Raw genomic sequence first — 14,305 nt, forward strand, 5'->3', positions numbered from 1 at the left:
GCTTCGTCGGTAGCATGGAGCACACGCAGCCCAAGTTGCAAGCGGTACAACTTACTTGTTCATCAAGACGGGTGATTGGCATATTCAGTCGCATGCGATCACAACGGATCGAGAGGGAGGGCAACGCATGGCTGTAGTGCAGCGACCCACCGTGCGGCGGCGCGTCCTGGCCGCGAATCTGCGCAGGCTGCGCGAGGCGCGCGAGCTTCAGCAGGAGGATGCCGCGAACGAGCTGAGCTGTGATCCTTCGAAGATCAGCCGGATCGAGAAGGCGGAGTCGGGCATCCGGCAAGTCGATCTGAAGCTCTTGCTTCAGCTGTACGGCGTCAAGAGCAAGAGCGATCAGGAAGGATGGCTTGCCCTGGCGCGCGAGAGCCGCAAGCGCCGGTGGTGGCGCGACCTCGAAGACCGGCTTCCGGACGACTTCCTCGATCAAGTCGGCCTCGAAGAAGACGTGTCACACTGCAGAGGCTTCGAGCCTGGAGTGGTGCACGGCTTGCTCCAGACGCAGCCCTACGCCGAGGCCGTCGTGGGGCGCGGGGAGCCCGGCCCCCTTGACGAAGAGCGGCAGGCGCGCGTTCAGGTCCGGATGGAGCGACAGAAGGCCATCACCCGCGGCGAGTCACCGCTTGAGGCGTGGCTGATCCTCGGGGAGGCCGCCTTGCGGCAGGAGTACGGCGGGCCGGCCGTCCTCCAGGACCAGTTGCGACACCTGACGGAGATCTCCGAGCTTCCGAACGTAACGTTGCAGGTACTACCCTTTTCGGCAGGTGCCTACCGGGGTGGACCGTTCCCCTTCATGATCTACCGCTTTCCGGAGCCATCTGAAATGGAAGTGGTGGCCCTCGAAAACCATACTTCTCAGAGCTACTTGGAGACCCCGCGTGATACTGAATACTACGGAGATGTTTTCAACCATCTCCGCGCCGCAGCGCTGGGCCCGATCGAATCACAGTCCCTGATAAGGGAAATCGCTAGGCAACTTGGCCAATGAGGGAAAGAACGTAAATGCACGCAAACAGGTCCGAATGGTTTAAAAGCAGCTATAGCGCCGAAAATGGTGGCTGCGTAGAGGCGCGGTTCCGAGCCAACGGGGTGGGCTGCCGCGACTCGAAAGATCCCGAAGGCCCGGCGCTACTGCTCCAGCCGGAGCAGTGGCAAGCCTTCGTGGACGATGTGAAGGCAGGCCGGTATCCGGCCCTCGGAGCCTAGGAGCTTCACGCGCGCGGGAGCGTGTAAACGCAACGACCGGCCAACCCCGCGTGCAGCAACGCGAAGAGCCCCCGACCCTGTGAGGGTCGGGGGCTTCTTCGTCCGGTCGCGGTGAGTGGCTTACGAACGACGAAAGCCCCCGGTCGCCCGAGAGGGCGCCGGGGGTCCGGGCATCAGCCTTCGTCCGCCAGGTCGACATGCCCAGGCGACGGGGTGAGGAGAGCGTCACGGGTCTTCGCGTCCTCGACGCGCTGAACCGCCTCACCAGAGATCAGGGCCAGGACGGCCGCGACCACACCGAGAACCTGCCCCTCGGGGACGTGCACGCCGAGGGCGGCCACCAGGCCGAGGACAGCAACCGCAAGCGCGTAGACGCGTGCCGGATGGGTCTGGAGAAACTTCACGGTATTCCTTACTTGCCGTAGGCCAGGGTGAAGAGGTAGGCCCAACCCTTCGGGCCAATCGCTACGTCCCAGGTCGACCCCTGGGACGCGTACCGCGGGTACTTCCGCAGGAAGAGACCCACGCCTTCCTGAGTCTTCGGGCCGTAGTTGTCCGACTCAGGGACGCTCTTGTTCATGAAGCCCGCGGCCTTCAGCGCACGCTGAAGCGACTTCGCCGAGGGGGTCGAGCTGTTCGGCTTCAGCCCGGTCGGGAAGGCCGGCGGGGCGTACCGCGGCTTCGGCTTCGAGGGGGCCGGAGGAGCGGGCTTCTTCGGGTCCATGTACGCGCTCACGCGCGAAAGGAAGTAGTCCCAGGGGAAGCCGGGCCCGGGGTCCGAGTGGTCCGTCTGGCCGTAGGCCGCCGACACGTCACGGTGACCGACGATGCCGCGCTTGCCCGCGACCAGCTCGGCGACGGACAGCTTCCGGGCCGGGATGTCGTGCTTCTGGCACCAGCCGGCCACGACGCGCGCCGCCTGATCGAGCACGCCCTTCGAATACTGGTCGAGCCATTCCCCCCGAGACTGCCGCGCGTACCCGGCAAGCTCGATGCCCAGGCCATCACTGTTCGCGCCCGGCGCGTGCCAGGCCCGGTCACCATCGGCGACACAGCGAACTGCCGAGTTGCTGTCCACGCAGACGTGCGCGGAAGCCTTCGAGGTCGCGCTCATAGTCGCGAACCAATGCGCAATGTTCTCCGCGGTAAGCGGCCCCTCGGGCGCCTCCATGTCGTGAATGACGATCACGCGGATAGGGACGGTACGGCCGGGGCCGTACCACTTAGCCTGTACGAAATCCATCAGGGTGCCTCCGAACGGAATAGAGAAGTAAGTTCCTGGTGCTGAGCCACGACAAGGGACCGAAGCTCAGCTATGGCCGCCTGGCCGGTGACCAGCTCGGAAAGGTGCCGGTTCTCGGCTTCGAGTCGAGCAACACGGCCGCATAGCTCATCTAGTTGCGCTTCGAGCCGATCGGCTCGGGCCTTCTGCGCTTCCGCTTCGCCCTTCCAAATCTCCGCCGTCTGGTTATCGACGGAGGATCGGACGCGAACGTACGCGGCGGCCAGGGCGCCGACGGTGGCCAATGCACCGAACGCCCAACCGGCAAAGCCGATAAGTGTCATCGGGGTGTTCTTTCAAGTCGTGCATCACGCGGTGTTGTTCGTGCCAACCCAACGGGCCATAATCCCGGTGACGCGTTCGCCGGAATCGAGTCCAAGGCTTGCGCCGCTCGACTGAGTCACGAATAGCTCGACGTAATCGCCAGCGTTAGTGATCAGGAGATCGAAAGTCCTGCTGATAGACGTTGAAGTCGTAGGGCCGGCGGCCTGGGCGAAAGTCGTGAGCGTGCTCCCAAGACCGGGATCACCAGCACTGTTCAGGCGCAAGTTCATCTGTCGATAGCCGGTCGCGTTCACCTTGAACCGCGCAAAGATGCTGATCTCATACAGGCCCGGGGTGTTGAAGACAACTCGACTCGGGTTGACCGCGGTCGAGTGCATGGAATCCGTATCCCAACCTTCAGTACCGAAGGGGATCAGCGTTGCGGTACTGGTCGCAATCATGTCCGAGGCAATGTCACTCGACTTGTAAGCGACGGAACACCGGGGCGGATTCATCAGGAAGTCAATCGGGGTCTTCGTCGCGGCCGTCAGCTTCGAGGCCGTGACCTTCTCCCCCGCGAGGAAAGGTTGAGTAGCCGGAATGGTAGCCATACGGCCAGGACTCCAAGGGGGTAGGCATGCTGAGGGGGCGGCCGGTCGGCCGCCCCCTCAGAGCGTGTAAACGGGCTAGTAGGCCAGGACCGTTGTCCGGTCGAGCCGCCCTAGCGTGGGATCTTCGAGAACCCACACGTCGGAATTTTCGGCAGGCGAGAGCGCAAGGGTGGTTACCCATTGCAGCGTGCCGCCGTCGACCGACACATCGGTTTCGATGGCTTCGACGTAGTAATCGAGGCTGGATTCCGGGGCTTGGGAGGGCAGATCGGAAAGGGTGATCCGGTCGCCGATCTCGACCCCTAGCGCGACCATGAACAGGCCCGGGGTGGCCGTAGCGTTCAGTGTCACCGAATCGCAGCGAACAACAGGTTCCGAGTAGTGGTTCAGCAGGGTATACGCCGCATCCTGAACCGCACTGTCCGAACTCAGCCGAAGTTCAATGCTCTTCGACTTCCGGCCGAACGCGTCGATGGAACCTTGGTCCTTAACGGCACCTTCGGTGCCGTTGGCCCGCTTGTACGAGACTTCATTGATGATGCGGTCTTCGTCCATCTCGAACTGAAGCCCAGGCTCGTAAGGCAAGCCCAAACTATCGCTCAGCTCATACCGGACTGCGGCGCCCTGGCGCCGATCGCGGTTGTGGTAGGTAAGCCTTCCATCACCATCCATGAAGAGGTATCCCGAAGCATCCTCGGCCGTCTGCTGAAGCTCATCAAGCGCGCTCGCACCCGCAGACCAATCCGGCCCCTGGAGCGTGCTCATACCGGTGTCATACGCCGTCTCGCCCCAGAAGTTCGCCATGGTGGCAATGCGAGCCAGGCGCGTTTGCTCATCCTCGGGGAAATCAGCCCCGCTGTTATCGCCCAGGCGCCAAATCTCATCCAACTCGGCAGACGTAAGGCACCTATCCCAGATAGCCAGATGAGCTATCCGCCCGTTGGCGTACTCCCCATAGACCGAACCAGCTTGCCGGCCAGCGAACGAAGCCCACCGAAGATCTCTGATGTCCTTATTCGTCGGCGTGGGCCCTAGGTCCAGCAGTCGATAGACCCCGTTCAGGTACGCCCGCGTGACGCCCTGTTCGATGGTGACAACCACGAAGGACGGGGTCGACGTACTGAGAGCAGGCCACACAGAGAAAGTTGTCTGAGTGCCCTCGGCATACGTCGTGCTTACCTGAAGGTTCCCGTAGGAGTCGAGCCGAATCCAGAGGAAGTCAGCCGCCGTATCGGACCATCCGGAAAAGAGCGTCGTATAGAGGCCCGATGAGGGGCGGACGGGCAGGCACCAGAAGGCCACCGAGAAGTCAGTTCCGAGCGGATACCGCCTCTGCCCACCGTCGCAAATATCAACGACCGTGCCCTGATTGCTCGCCACGTTGGCCAAGCTGTAACAGGTATTCGCATCCTTCTTCACGATCGAGTCCGCACCAAGAAGGGGAGTCCCCGCACCGTACTTCGAGGCGACCAACCGTGCCGGTTGCTGGTCATTGGCCAGATTCTCAAGCCGTGCTGAACCGGCCGGATCACCTAGCGGCCAATACCCGAGGGGCCCCGTAGTCAGGATCTCCGCTTGCAGGGCGCCGCGGAGATCGGTGTTCGACAAGACGGAGAAGCCGTCAACGGCGGAAACCTCGACCGTGGCGGTAAGGCCCTCGGAAGTCACCGGCCACTTCTCAATGTAGCCGTGAAAGATGGAACCGCCAGGAGCCCACTCCGCCAGCGTCGGCCCTTGCTCGAACTGAATCTCGTCCATGAAGAAGTACCCGTGGCCCCCTCCATCTCCGCCGCTCGTACCGATGGAGAGGCCGGCCCAGGCGGCCCCAGCCGGGGCCGTCACGGTCGACAGGGTGACGGGCAGCCACTGGCCCGAGGTCAGCGCGACAGTTGGACTGTCGGCCGTGCTGGACAGGTAGGCCCCGTTCGCGTCGTACCAGCGGACGAGTTGCTTCACGCTGAGCTGAGGTGAAGCGTCCCCTTGCCGGACCTGGACGCGGGCGCTGTATGTCTGGCCGGGGGCAACCCGCGCCAGGCCCACGGGCTTGCCGTTGTCCACGTAGCCGCAGCGGATCGAGGATGCATAGTCAGCGGCTCCGTTGGAGCCACAGTTGAAGAGCACACCACCCACCCCCGACTTATGGACTCTCGTCCAGGCGCTGGTAGCCCCTGGGCTGTGTGCCGTGGAGAACTGAGCCGATGTGTGGCTGATGTCCCCGCCCGTCGAAAGGTCCTTCGGGGAGAGGTTCGCGGTCCGCACCCGCACGCGCCGCCTGGGGACCACGTTCGGGTAGTAGGGCTGCGTCTTGTACCACTCGGCCTTCTCGCCGTACGCGGTAAGACCCGCGGTGCCCTCGGGGTACGTGTCCGCGTAGAGGTACACAACCGCCGTGGCGACCCCGGCCGGCGGAGTCTCTTCGTGCGTGTAAACGGCCGGAGAGGAGTCGGCGACGAACCGCGTACCCGCCACGAAGCGAAGGGTGTTCCCCGAGGCGTCGAGCCACTTCACGGCGAAGTACGCCGAGACGGGCGCCCCGGACGTGTAAACGGTTCGGGACATCACCCGCGGCTTCTGGTCATCGTCGACCTGGCCCACGTTGATGGAGGACATCACCGTGTTGTTCGCGCGGCCGGCGAGGTCCCAGGCATATTGGCCCTGGGCGCCGATGAGGATGTTTCCTCCGGCTTTCCGCTTCCCGGGAGTAAAGCGGCCATCCGAGTTGTCAAGCGTCACCGAAAGGGTTCCGGCCTCGATCCGGTCCAACTCGTTGTTCCGGCCCCGCCGGACCTGGAACCCCTTCACGTAGTCGCTGATGTCCGTCCACGTATACGCGGCGGAGAAGGGGCCACCGTCAAAGGCGACTTCGACAGTGACCTTCGGGATAGAAGCCATGCTTAAAGTCCCGTCCTTCCCCCGTTGCGCTTTCCGTTGCGAACGATCTCGTCTCGAATGGTTGAAGCGATGGACTTCGCTAGGGCCTTCTCGGCCGTGACGTTGCCCTGAACGGTGACGTGAACCACCGGAGCCACCGAAGCCGACTTGTCGGCCCGTGCATGGGCTATAGACCTGTTAGCCAGGCGCCCCGTGGGGCGCGTGCCTGCAAGCGAATTCACCGCGTCCTGCACGGCGTCCGCCTGGTCTTCAACGCCGAGGGCGAAGCCCTGGCCCGTGAAGTTGCCCTGAGCCCGGAATACCCGCGAAGGGGACCTGATGCCGAGCTTCTTCTTCAGGGTCTTCACCATGGACTTCGCCATGCGCTCGATAGCCTTCGTCAGGCTCTTTTCCTGGGCCTGAAGGCCCTTCACCAGTCCGCTCACGGCATGAATGCCAGCGTCGTAGTAGTTGCCCGAAACGAACTTTCCGAGCTGGTCGGACTGCTTCCCGATCTGGGAATAGGTCGAGTTCAGATCCTTGATCTGACTACCACCAGCGTTAAGAAGAGCCTGGGCCATCTGGCCGCCCTCGTCGGGGCCAGCCTGGGCAATCTGGTTGATGATGCCCTTACCGAGGCCACGCTTAGCGAGAGTCTGAAGGTTCTTCCGGAAATTGATGATCCCCCGGAGCTTCCCCTTCAGCCGGGCGAGGATCGAGTTCGCCGAGTTGTCTCCGTACTGCGACGTGTCGAGAGCCCCCATGAAAGACCCAAAATCCTTGGCCTTCGAAGAGACCGAAGACGCCATATCGGCCTTTGCCTTCTTCAGGTCTTCCAGCTTCTTTTGGGCGCTCTTCAGCCGGTCCGCAACCTTCTCGCGATTCTTCGCAAGCCGGTACAGCTTCGTGTCTTCCCGGTGAAGCCAAGCATGAATACTCTTGTTCCGGCCTCGGCTGATCTTCCCGGCCTTGAATGCCTTCGTGACGAGTTGGTGAAGCTTGGTCGCGGTCTTCTGGACGGACTTCGTGCCGCCCAGCATGCCCTTCACAAGACCGGCAGTAATCCACTTTCCGATCTCGGCCATAACCCTTGAAGGCGAGTGGATTCCGAGCGCGGACCTAATGGGGCCGGGGATGTGATCAACGATGGAACGAGCGGCGCTCATGACCGCCCCGAGGGAATTCCGGATGCCTCGAACGAGGCCCTGAATTACGTTCTTTCCGATCGTGACCAAAGCCCCCGGGAGTCCGGATAGAACACCCTTCACCTTGCCGGGGATTTCCTGCACGGCCCCGACGACGCTCGACAGCTTTCCGCGCACACTCGTATAGAGCGACTGGAAGCCGTTCACGAAGAAGTTCTTCACGGCGCTTACACCGGAAGAGGCATAGCCCTTCAGTCGCCCTATGGCGCCAGAAAAGAATCCGGTTATTCCGCTCCAAATTCCGCGAAAAAAAGAACTCACGGCCTTCCAAGCGAGATTCCAGATTCCCTTTACAGCATCGACGCCAATGCGCAGGATGCTGGTTATGGTGTTCCAGACGGCCCGGAAAACGCCGACTATGACATTCCAGATTCCTGAAAAGATCTGCTTTACGCCTTGCCAGGCGCGCGACCAATTTCCGGTGAAAATTCCGATGAAGACGTTATAGATGCCCTGGATAACAGAAAGGACGCCGCTTATGACCTGCCAGACGGCAGACCAGGCCGCTTTCACGTAACCGAGGATGGTGGCACCGAAAGTCTGCCAAAGCCACACGACAGCGGCCACGAAACCCTGAATTCCAAGCTTGATCAGATCAAGGTACGTCTTGAAAGTCGACCAGAGCTGAACTAGAACAGGCTGGGCTTTTGTCCAGAGTTCCTGAAAGACGGGCATTAGCTGCGTACGGAAGAACGAGACCAGGCCGCCGAGGGCCGGCCCCACAACCTGCCAGATACCCGAAAGCTTCTGCCCGAGCTGGTCGAGCGCCGTGCGGGCCGCGCCAGTCTCGAAGCTGGTCTTGATCTTCGAGCCGATCTGACCCAGGCCCCGCATGAAAGGGGCCGCGGCCTTCCCCACCTTGTCAAAGATGGGAGAAACGTTTCTGCTCAGACCCTGAAGGCCCGTGATCGCACCAGCGGCAGCAGTGGTGAAGCCATATTCAAGCTTCCGCTTGAACATGTCGACCTTCGCACCAGCATTGTTGTGCATGGTGTCCGACATCTGCTGAGCCGCACCCTTGACCTTCCCGAGGGAGCCAACGGCGCTCTTCGGATCAATCGAATAAAGGGCCTTACCGAGGTCTTCGCTCTGAGTTCCAAAAAGGGCAACGGCCGCTTGACTCTGCTTAACCGGGTCCTTCATGGCCCGAAGCTTGTCCATGGTTTCCTGAAGCGCACCGGAAGCGGACTTGCCGCCCTTGCCGATACGCTTCGCCATGTCTCCGGCATTCAGGCCAATGGCCTTGAACCCGTCGGCGGTAGTCGTACTACCGTCGATCGCGCGAATACCGAATTCCTTGATCGCGTCGGCGACCAGGTCAGCGTCTCGCGCGCCGCCCTTCAATCCCTGAGAAAGGATGCCGGTAGCGGTGGCGCCATCGAGGCCCATCTTCCGAAATTGCGTTCCGTACTCATTAAGGGTGTCCAAGAAGTCTTCACTCTTGTCGACACCGTGAGTGAAGCCCGCGGCAACAATGTCGAGAGCTTCGTTCGCATTCCGGGCCAGGCCGTTTCGCATCAGGTTCGCGACGGCCCGGGTAGTGCCGCCAACGTCCTGATCCATGACCTTCGAAACGGTCGCGACCTTATCGGCGATCGGCTTGAAGTCGACCGAGTTAACCGACATGTTCAGATCGTCGTGAACCCGCTTGACGATCTGGCCAGTCTCGGCGGTCGATTCGCCAAAGCCCGATACGTAAAGGTCGCCCGCAAGCGTGCCGGCCTTGGCCGCATCTGCTCCAGTGAGCCCCATGGAAGCCGCGGTCTTAGCGCGGTTCCCAATCTCGTCTAGGCCCTTCTGGAAGGCCATAAGACCGGCAAGGGGAAGGGCGGCCAGGACCGTAGCCCCGAGGCCGCCCAGCATGCCCTTGAACTTGCCGAACTTCCCGCCCATCGCGTCGACCTGGCCGCCCGCGTCCTCGGAAGTCTCGGCGAGCCCCTGAATCGCGTTCTCGGCCGAATCAGCGTTGCCAACAATGACAACCCGAAGCGTTCTCTGATCGGCCATTAGAAGGACTCCCGACTAGCGTGGTATTCGTTCATGTACGCGCAGAAGGCGCGATACTCGGCGGCCGAAAGGCCGCGCACTTCGACGGGAGTCATTCGGTAGAACCGGCAGAACGCCGCCCGTTCTTTCAGGCGTTCTGCGCGTTGTCGTTTCCCGGGCCGTCCTCGGCGCCGACCAGCTCAAGCGCGGAGACACGCACATTCCGCGCGTCCTCAAGAGAGAAGCCCGGAGTATCGGCGCGCTGCGTTATCCAGATGAGGGCCTTAAGGGCCTTCGTCGGGATCTTCGTCTCAAGCTCGGGACGGCCCTTCTCGTCAAGGACCTTCTTTCCGTCCGGGCCGATAACGGGCCGGGGGGAGAGCACGTCATAGATGGCGGCACCCACAACGTCCTCGAAGTCTTCGAGATCGCCGATCGTCAGAACGTCCGGATCGATGCGAAGGGAAATGGTCTGCGGGGTCTCGCTCATTCGGGAAAAGCCTCCGACATTAGGCGGTCAATGTGATTCATGTATTCGCGGATCAGGGCAGGGCCCTTTTCGCGAATCGAGGGGTGAAGGAAGTAACCGGGGCCGCCGTTCCAGCCGTCGAATTGGTTTCCCCGCCAAGGGCGGAAGCCCCGGGCGATCTGGCCACTACGCGTCTTCTTCTTGGCGCCGAACTCGGCACCCAGGGCGTACGGCTTTCGGGCCGAACCCATCCGGACCGATGCATAGTTCTGCGTTTTAGTGGCCCGGAGAGATTCGGCCGCGGCGCGCTGTTGGCGCGTGAGGCCAGCGGCCTTTTCCTTGGCGGCGCGGGTCAGCTTGTCGGCGACATCGAAGTTCGCCTGTTTCACTTCCTGCTTCGTGCCGTCGACACCGGCACGCGAAAGGGCCCGGGTGAACTGGGCTAGTCCCTCGACATTCGCGTAAATGCCTTCCGTGGGCATAACCCAGCACCATTCCAAATACTAGCTTCAGGACAAAAAAAGGGGCTGCCTTACGAGATCGCCTTGTAGGTGATCGTGACCGGCGAAGCCGCGCCGTCCGTGAGGGCGATACCGGAAAGATCCTGGCCGACCACTTCGAGGCCGCCCACGTTCACGGGCCCCTCATCGAACCGGGCAAAGGGTAGGTCTACCTTGAACTGCGAACCGTCCGGCCCATCCCAAAGAACCGTTATCTGAGCGACTGCACCACTCGCCAGGGCCGAAGCGACACGCTGAATGTGCGTGGTGCCGTTGAACTCGCCCTTGACACTCCACTCGAACTTACGAAGGTCCGACTCCAGCGGCTCGGACTTCTTGCCGCCCGACCGGATGAAGTACCGGTCATCCTTGAGGCCGTTGGAAGCCTTCAGCGAGAAGTCGTTGATCTCGAAGGCTGAACCGGCAACGGTGACCGTGCCGCCGCCGAAGCTGAACAACTTGGTGTTGGCAACATAAGAGGGCGTAGCCAGGGCGTATACCCCGGAGCCGACCCCGATGGTCTCCTTAGCGAAGTCGCACGTCACCGAGAGCTTCAGAAGCTCGTCAACGGCGTTCGTAAGCTCCCACTCCTTGACCTTGCCACCCTCGTAAGTGAACGGGGTCTTCGTGCCGGTGTTGTCGACCCGGCCAACCTGAGCCGTGAACGACTTACCGTTCAGGTCACCGAGGGTCGCCGTGTAGGTGGTGAAACCGCCGGAAGGGGCGCCGGCCGAGACGGAGCCAAGCATGTGCTTAAGCCAGAAGTCGAAGCCGCCCGAAAGGACTTCCATCTTCACGTCACCCTCGGCACCCTTCGCGTTCGGCGCGAAGCGATCCGCCCTCAGAACCCGGGTACCGGCGCGGATCGCCTCGGAGTCAATCCGCTCGTACTTACCCTCAATGCCCTCATCGGTGAACTCGAAGAACTTGCTGGGGGCAACTGCCGTGCCGTAGGTGGACTCATCCGCCACACCAAAGTAGGAATCGTGAATGGTGGCCATTTACTTAGCCGTCTCCTTCTTCGCCTTGATCTCCTGCCAACCCTGGCGAATGAGAGCCTGGGCAACCTCTTCGGCAACCTCGATCGGGTTGCCCTTCGTAGCGGTGAGACCCAAAGAAGGGACCTCTACCGCCGAATAAGGCCCGTTGTACGCAACGGTGGTCTTCACTACAGCCTCGCCTTCACGCGAACAACGGCTTCGAACTGCCCTTCATAGACCTGATCCGAGGGGAAGCTAGAGAGCTTCTTAGGAACGAAGTCCGTAGTGACCACGGACTGAATGCCGAGATTGGGACTGGCCTTCATGCCGTCCTCAATCCCCGCGGCCATGCGCTGAAGCTCCCGCTCGACCTCTTCGGCCGTACCGGCCGAGAGCTGACAATTCACAATGACGCTGACCTCAAAGACCTCTTCCCGGCTTCGGTTCGTCACCCACTGCGAATCCGGCCACTGCACTTCACCGACGAACACCCAACGGCGTTCAGGGTTTCGGGCCGGATAGCCCCAGGTGACTTGATAGCCGGCCAGGGCCGGAAGGCCCCTGATCATGTCCCGAAGGGCGGCCTTCGCCTCGAAGGCGTGTGTACTCACCTGGCCACCCCGAACACGTCATAGAAAATCCCGTACTTGTACCGCTTCAGAACCGCGTCTACTTCGGGAAGACCTGTTTCCCACCCGTTCCGGCCCGCTGTCGCCAGCGTGAAATTTCCGCCCTCGGCGGCCACGAAGCTCGTAGCGCGATCCGGGATGCCGGACCGCTCGGCCGTGAGGAACGACCGAAGCCGCAGCAAGCCCGCGCGCTTCACGTCCTCGGGGGCCTGGCCGAAGCCGTACCCGAAGGTGACCGTGTACCGGTCGCCGTCCCGAAGCTCGAAGGGCGCCCTCAAGAAGCCCGAGGAGTCGACGGCCCAACCGGCCAGATCGAGCGGCCCAGATGGGCCTTCAACGGCCTTGACGGCCGTCACATCGAAGTACCCGAGGAAGAGGGTCGCCGACCCATCCGCCTCGACCTCGATTCGCGTCGTACGCGGTACGAACGAGCGGTCAGTGATGGCCTCGAATTCGTCCTCGACCACGGCCCGGTAGTGCTTCAGCTCGGCCGTGGGGAAGCGCACCGTGTCCGCTAGGTCCATGTCCGACTGTCGAGCCTCGGGAAGCGAGAACAGGAAGGCGCCGACCACCTCGAAGCCGCCCTTGTCGACGGCCAGGCCGGCCGCCGTCCAATCGACCGTGTAAACGCCCTCGGGTTGGGCCGGGAGCGTGGCCGCCCACTCGTCCCCCGAGCTGGTCGCGTCACCCGTGTAAACGGTCTGCCCGAGGGCATCCCGCACGGTCACCGACACGGCAGGGACAGTCAGGGGCGACTCGTCGTCTAGGAAGGTGTGCGTCAGCTTGACGCCCCTACCGCTCAGAAACCGCACGATGCCCCCTTACGCGGCCTTCCGCTGCCTGCCGGGACCGCGCTTCTCGGGGGTCGCAGAAGCGGCCGTCTCGCGCGTCTCTGCGGCCGTCTCGGCCGTGGCTTCCGCGCGCTGGTCGTTGATCAGAGACACGGCCAGTCCCGCAGGAAGCTCGACCTCTTCCCCAACCGAGGGGAACGGCTTGCCGTCGAGAAGCCCCGACCCGCTCTCAAGAATCCGGATTTTCATCAATGCCTCCGCAAAGGTCCGGCCCGGCCCCGAAGGGCCAGGCCGGAGAAACGTTTCTGCTTACGCGGTAACGGTCAGAGCCTTCACAGAAGCCAGGTCGAACAGATCGCCCGCCCCCCGCCAGGTCACCTTGAAGGCGACCACGTCACGGTCAAAGCCGTACTCATCCGAGCGGACAACCCGGAGACTCTTCACCTGGCGAATCAGGTACTTCGACGGGTCGCCGTACACCAGCACCTTCGCGCCCGCGCCGGACGTGACGACGTTCGGGTCAGTCATGATCGGGGTGCCAAGGATGGTGTCCGGGGCACCCGCGGTAAGGGCCGGCTGCCAGATGTAGTTGCCCGTGGTGTCCTTCAGCTTTCGGAGCCCCTGAATGGCCGTGTCGCTGGTCATGAAGACCGCGTTCCGGCGGTACGGCTTGAGGATCGAGTGCTGAAGGTCGATCAGGTTGTCGGTCGTAACGCCAGCCATGTTCGCGGCGTTCACCGCGCCGGTAGCGCGAGTGATCCAGCCGAACGGCTTGCCGGAACCGTTCCCGACCAGAAGATCAGCCATGACCTTGTCCGCGACAGCCTCGCCCGCGTCCTCGGCGAGAATGCCGAGGATGTCAAGCTGCGAGTCATCGACGATTTCCTGAGTGGCCTCGACAATGACGCCGTACTTGTACGCGCCAATGTTCGTCTTGCTCCAAGAACCGTCGCTCTTGCTGTACGCCGAGTTCTCCGCGACCTGGGCGGCCGACGGACGCCCGTTCTTCACCGGGTACTCAAGCGTCTCGCCCGAACCGGTGGTCAGGGTGCGGGCCTTCGAGAAGAACTCGGATCGCACCCGCATGGCCTCGATGACCTGGGCGACGAACGAAGTCGAGAAGGTGTTGCCCGCGTTCGCGGCGGTGCCGCTGGTCGCGGTGCGAAGGTCGAAGTCGACGCCGGGCAGCTCACCGCGGGCAACCGCGCGAAGCTCGGCGGCCTCGTCGCGCTCGCCCTGGCGGGCCTCGGGGGCGCCGCCGGGCACCACCAGGCCGCCGGCCCGTGCGGCCAGGGACCGGACCTCGGCCTCTCGCTCACCGCGCTCAACGGCCTCTCGGGCCTCGACCTCCAGGGCGCGAAGGTCAGCGTCGATCCGCTCGACACGCTCGCGCTTCTCGGCGTCGGACAGGGAACCGTCAGCCTCGACAGAACGAAGGTCAGTAACCAGATTGGCCCGCTTCTCCAGCGCGGCCTTCGCCGTGGCAGCGAAATCCATGAGTGCTC

16 protein-coding genes are annotated in these 14,305 nt (G+C 62.7%); 2 read left to right on the forward strand and 14 right to left on the reverse strand.

The features are described 5' to 3' along the window. Positions 1–127: 127 nt before the first annotated feature. Positions 128–994: a helix-turn-helix domain-containing protein gene (locus tag NMK44_RS12000; protein ID WP_254741494.1), complete on the forward strand. Its 867-nt coding sequence runs from the start codon at positions 128–130 to the stop codon at positions 992–994. 14 nt (positions 995–1,008) lie between these two features. After that, the gene (locus NMK44_RS12005) at positions 1,009–1,212 is read left to right on the forward strand and encodes a DUF397 domain-containing protein (protein ID WP_254741497.1); all 204 of its coding nucleotides are present in this window, start codon (positions 1,009–1,011) and stop codon (positions 1,210–1,212) included. Between the two features lie 173 nt (positions 1,213–1,385). Here NMK44_RS12005 and NMK44_RS12010 read toward each other — a convergent pair whose 3' ends face one another. The 14 genes from NMK44_RS12010 to NMK44_RS12075 form a co-directional block, all read right to left on the reverse strand. Further along, positions 1,386–1,616: a hypothetical protein gene (locus NMK44_RS12010; protein ID WP_254741500.1), complete on the reverse strand. Its 231-nt coding sequence runs from the start codon at positions 1,614–1,616 to the stop codon at positions 1,386–1,388. An 8-nt stretch (positions 1,617–1,624) separates the two neighbouring features. After that, on the reverse strand, positions 1,625–2,401 hold the full coding sequence (locus tag NMK44_RS12015) for an N-acetylmuramoyl-L-alanine amidase (protein WP_254741503.1): 777 nt from the start codon (positions 2,399–2,401) through the stop codon (positions 1,625–1,627). Positions 2,402–2,454: 53 nt separating this feature from the next. Next, the gene (locus NMK44_RS12020) at positions 2,455–2,778 is read right to left on the reverse strand and encodes a hypothetical protein (RefSeq protein ID WP_254741506.1); all 324 of its coding nucleotides are present in this window, start codon (positions 2,776–2,778) and stop codon (positions 2,455–2,457) included. A gap of 24 nt (positions 2,779–2,802) precedes the next feature. Beyond that, entirely contained in the window at positions 2,803–3,369 is a 567-nt protein-coding gene (locus tag NMK44_RS12025; protein ID WP_254741509.1) for a hypothetical protein, read from the reverse strand. A gap of 75 nt (positions 3,370–3,444) precedes the next feature. Beyond that, positions 3,445–6,261: a LamG-like jellyroll fold domain-containing protein gene (locus NMK44_RS12030; protein WP_254741512.1), complete on the reverse strand. Its 2,817-nt coding sequence runs from the start codon at positions 6,259–6,261 to the stop codon at positions 3,445–3,447. 2 nt (positions 6,262–6,263) lie between these two features. Further along, a complete protein-coding gene (locus NMK44_RS12035) occupies positions 6,264–9,452 on the reverse strand; it encodes a phage tail tape measure protein (RefSeq protein ID WP_254741514.1) in 3,189 nt (1,062 codons plus the stop codon). Positions 9,453–9,579: 127 nt separating this feature from the next. Beyond that, positions 9,580–9,921 carry a hypothetical protein gene (locus tag NMK44_RS12040; protein ID WP_254741517.1) on the reverse strand — a complete coding sequence of 114 codons (342 nt, stop codon included), beginning with the start codon at positions 9,919–9,921 and terminating at the stop codon, positions 9,580–9,582. Further along, complete coding sequence (locus NMK44_RS12045) at positions 9,918–10,382, reverse strand: hypothetical protein (RefSeq protein WP_254741519.1); 465 nt, start codon at positions 10,380–10,382, stop codon at positions 9,918–9,920. Before NMK44_RS12045 ends, NMK44_RS12040 begins: the two co-directional genes overlap by 4 nt. Positions 10,383–10,432: 50 nt before the next feature. Beyond that, positions 10,433–11,401: a phage tail tube protein gene (locus tag NMK44_RS12050; protein WP_254741521.1), complete on the reverse strand. Its 969-nt coding sequence runs from the start codon at positions 11,399–11,401 to the stop codon at positions 10,433–10,435. Then, positions 11,402–11,569 carry a hypothetical protein gene (locus NMK44_RS12055; RefSeq protein ID WP_254741522.1) on the reverse strand — a complete coding sequence of 56 codons (168 nt, stop codon included), beginning with the start codon at positions 11,567–11,569 and terminating at the stop codon, positions 11,402–11,404. It abuts the gene before it with no gap. Beyond that, a complete protein-coding gene (locus tag NMK44_RS12060; RefSeq protein WP_254741525.1) occupies positions 11,569–11,991 on the reverse strand; it encodes a hypothetical protein in 423 nt (140 codons plus the stop codon). The genes NMK44_RS12055 and NMK44_RS12060 overlap by 1 nt, the downstream gene beginning before the upstream one ends. Further along, positions 11,988–12,743: a hypothetical protein gene (locus tag NMK44_RS12065; protein WP_254741527.1), complete on the reverse strand. Its 756-nt coding sequence runs from the start codon at positions 12,741–12,743 to the stop codon at positions 11,988–11,990. Before NMK44_RS12065 ends, NMK44_RS12060 begins: the two co-directional genes overlap by 4 nt. Positions 12,744–12,830: 87 nt before the next feature. Next, a complete protein-coding gene (locus NMK44_RS12070) occupies positions 12,831–13,049 on the reverse strand; it encodes a hypothetical protein (RefSeq protein ID WP_254741529.1) in 219 nt (72 codons plus the stop codon). Positions 13,050–13,109: 60 nt separating this feature from the next. Beyond that, positions 13,110–14,297, reverse strand: coding sequence for a phage major capsid protein (locus NMK44_RS12075; protein ID WP_254741531.1), 1,188 nt, complete (start codon positions 14,295–14,297; stop codon positions 13,110–13,112). Positions 14,298–14,305 lie beyond the last annotated feature (8 nt).

This window comes from Streptomyces cucumeris (assembly GCF_024295805.1).
Classification (GTDB): Bacteria; Actinomycetota; Actinomycetes; order Streptomycetales; family Streptomycetaceae; genus Streptomyces; species Streptomyces cucumeris.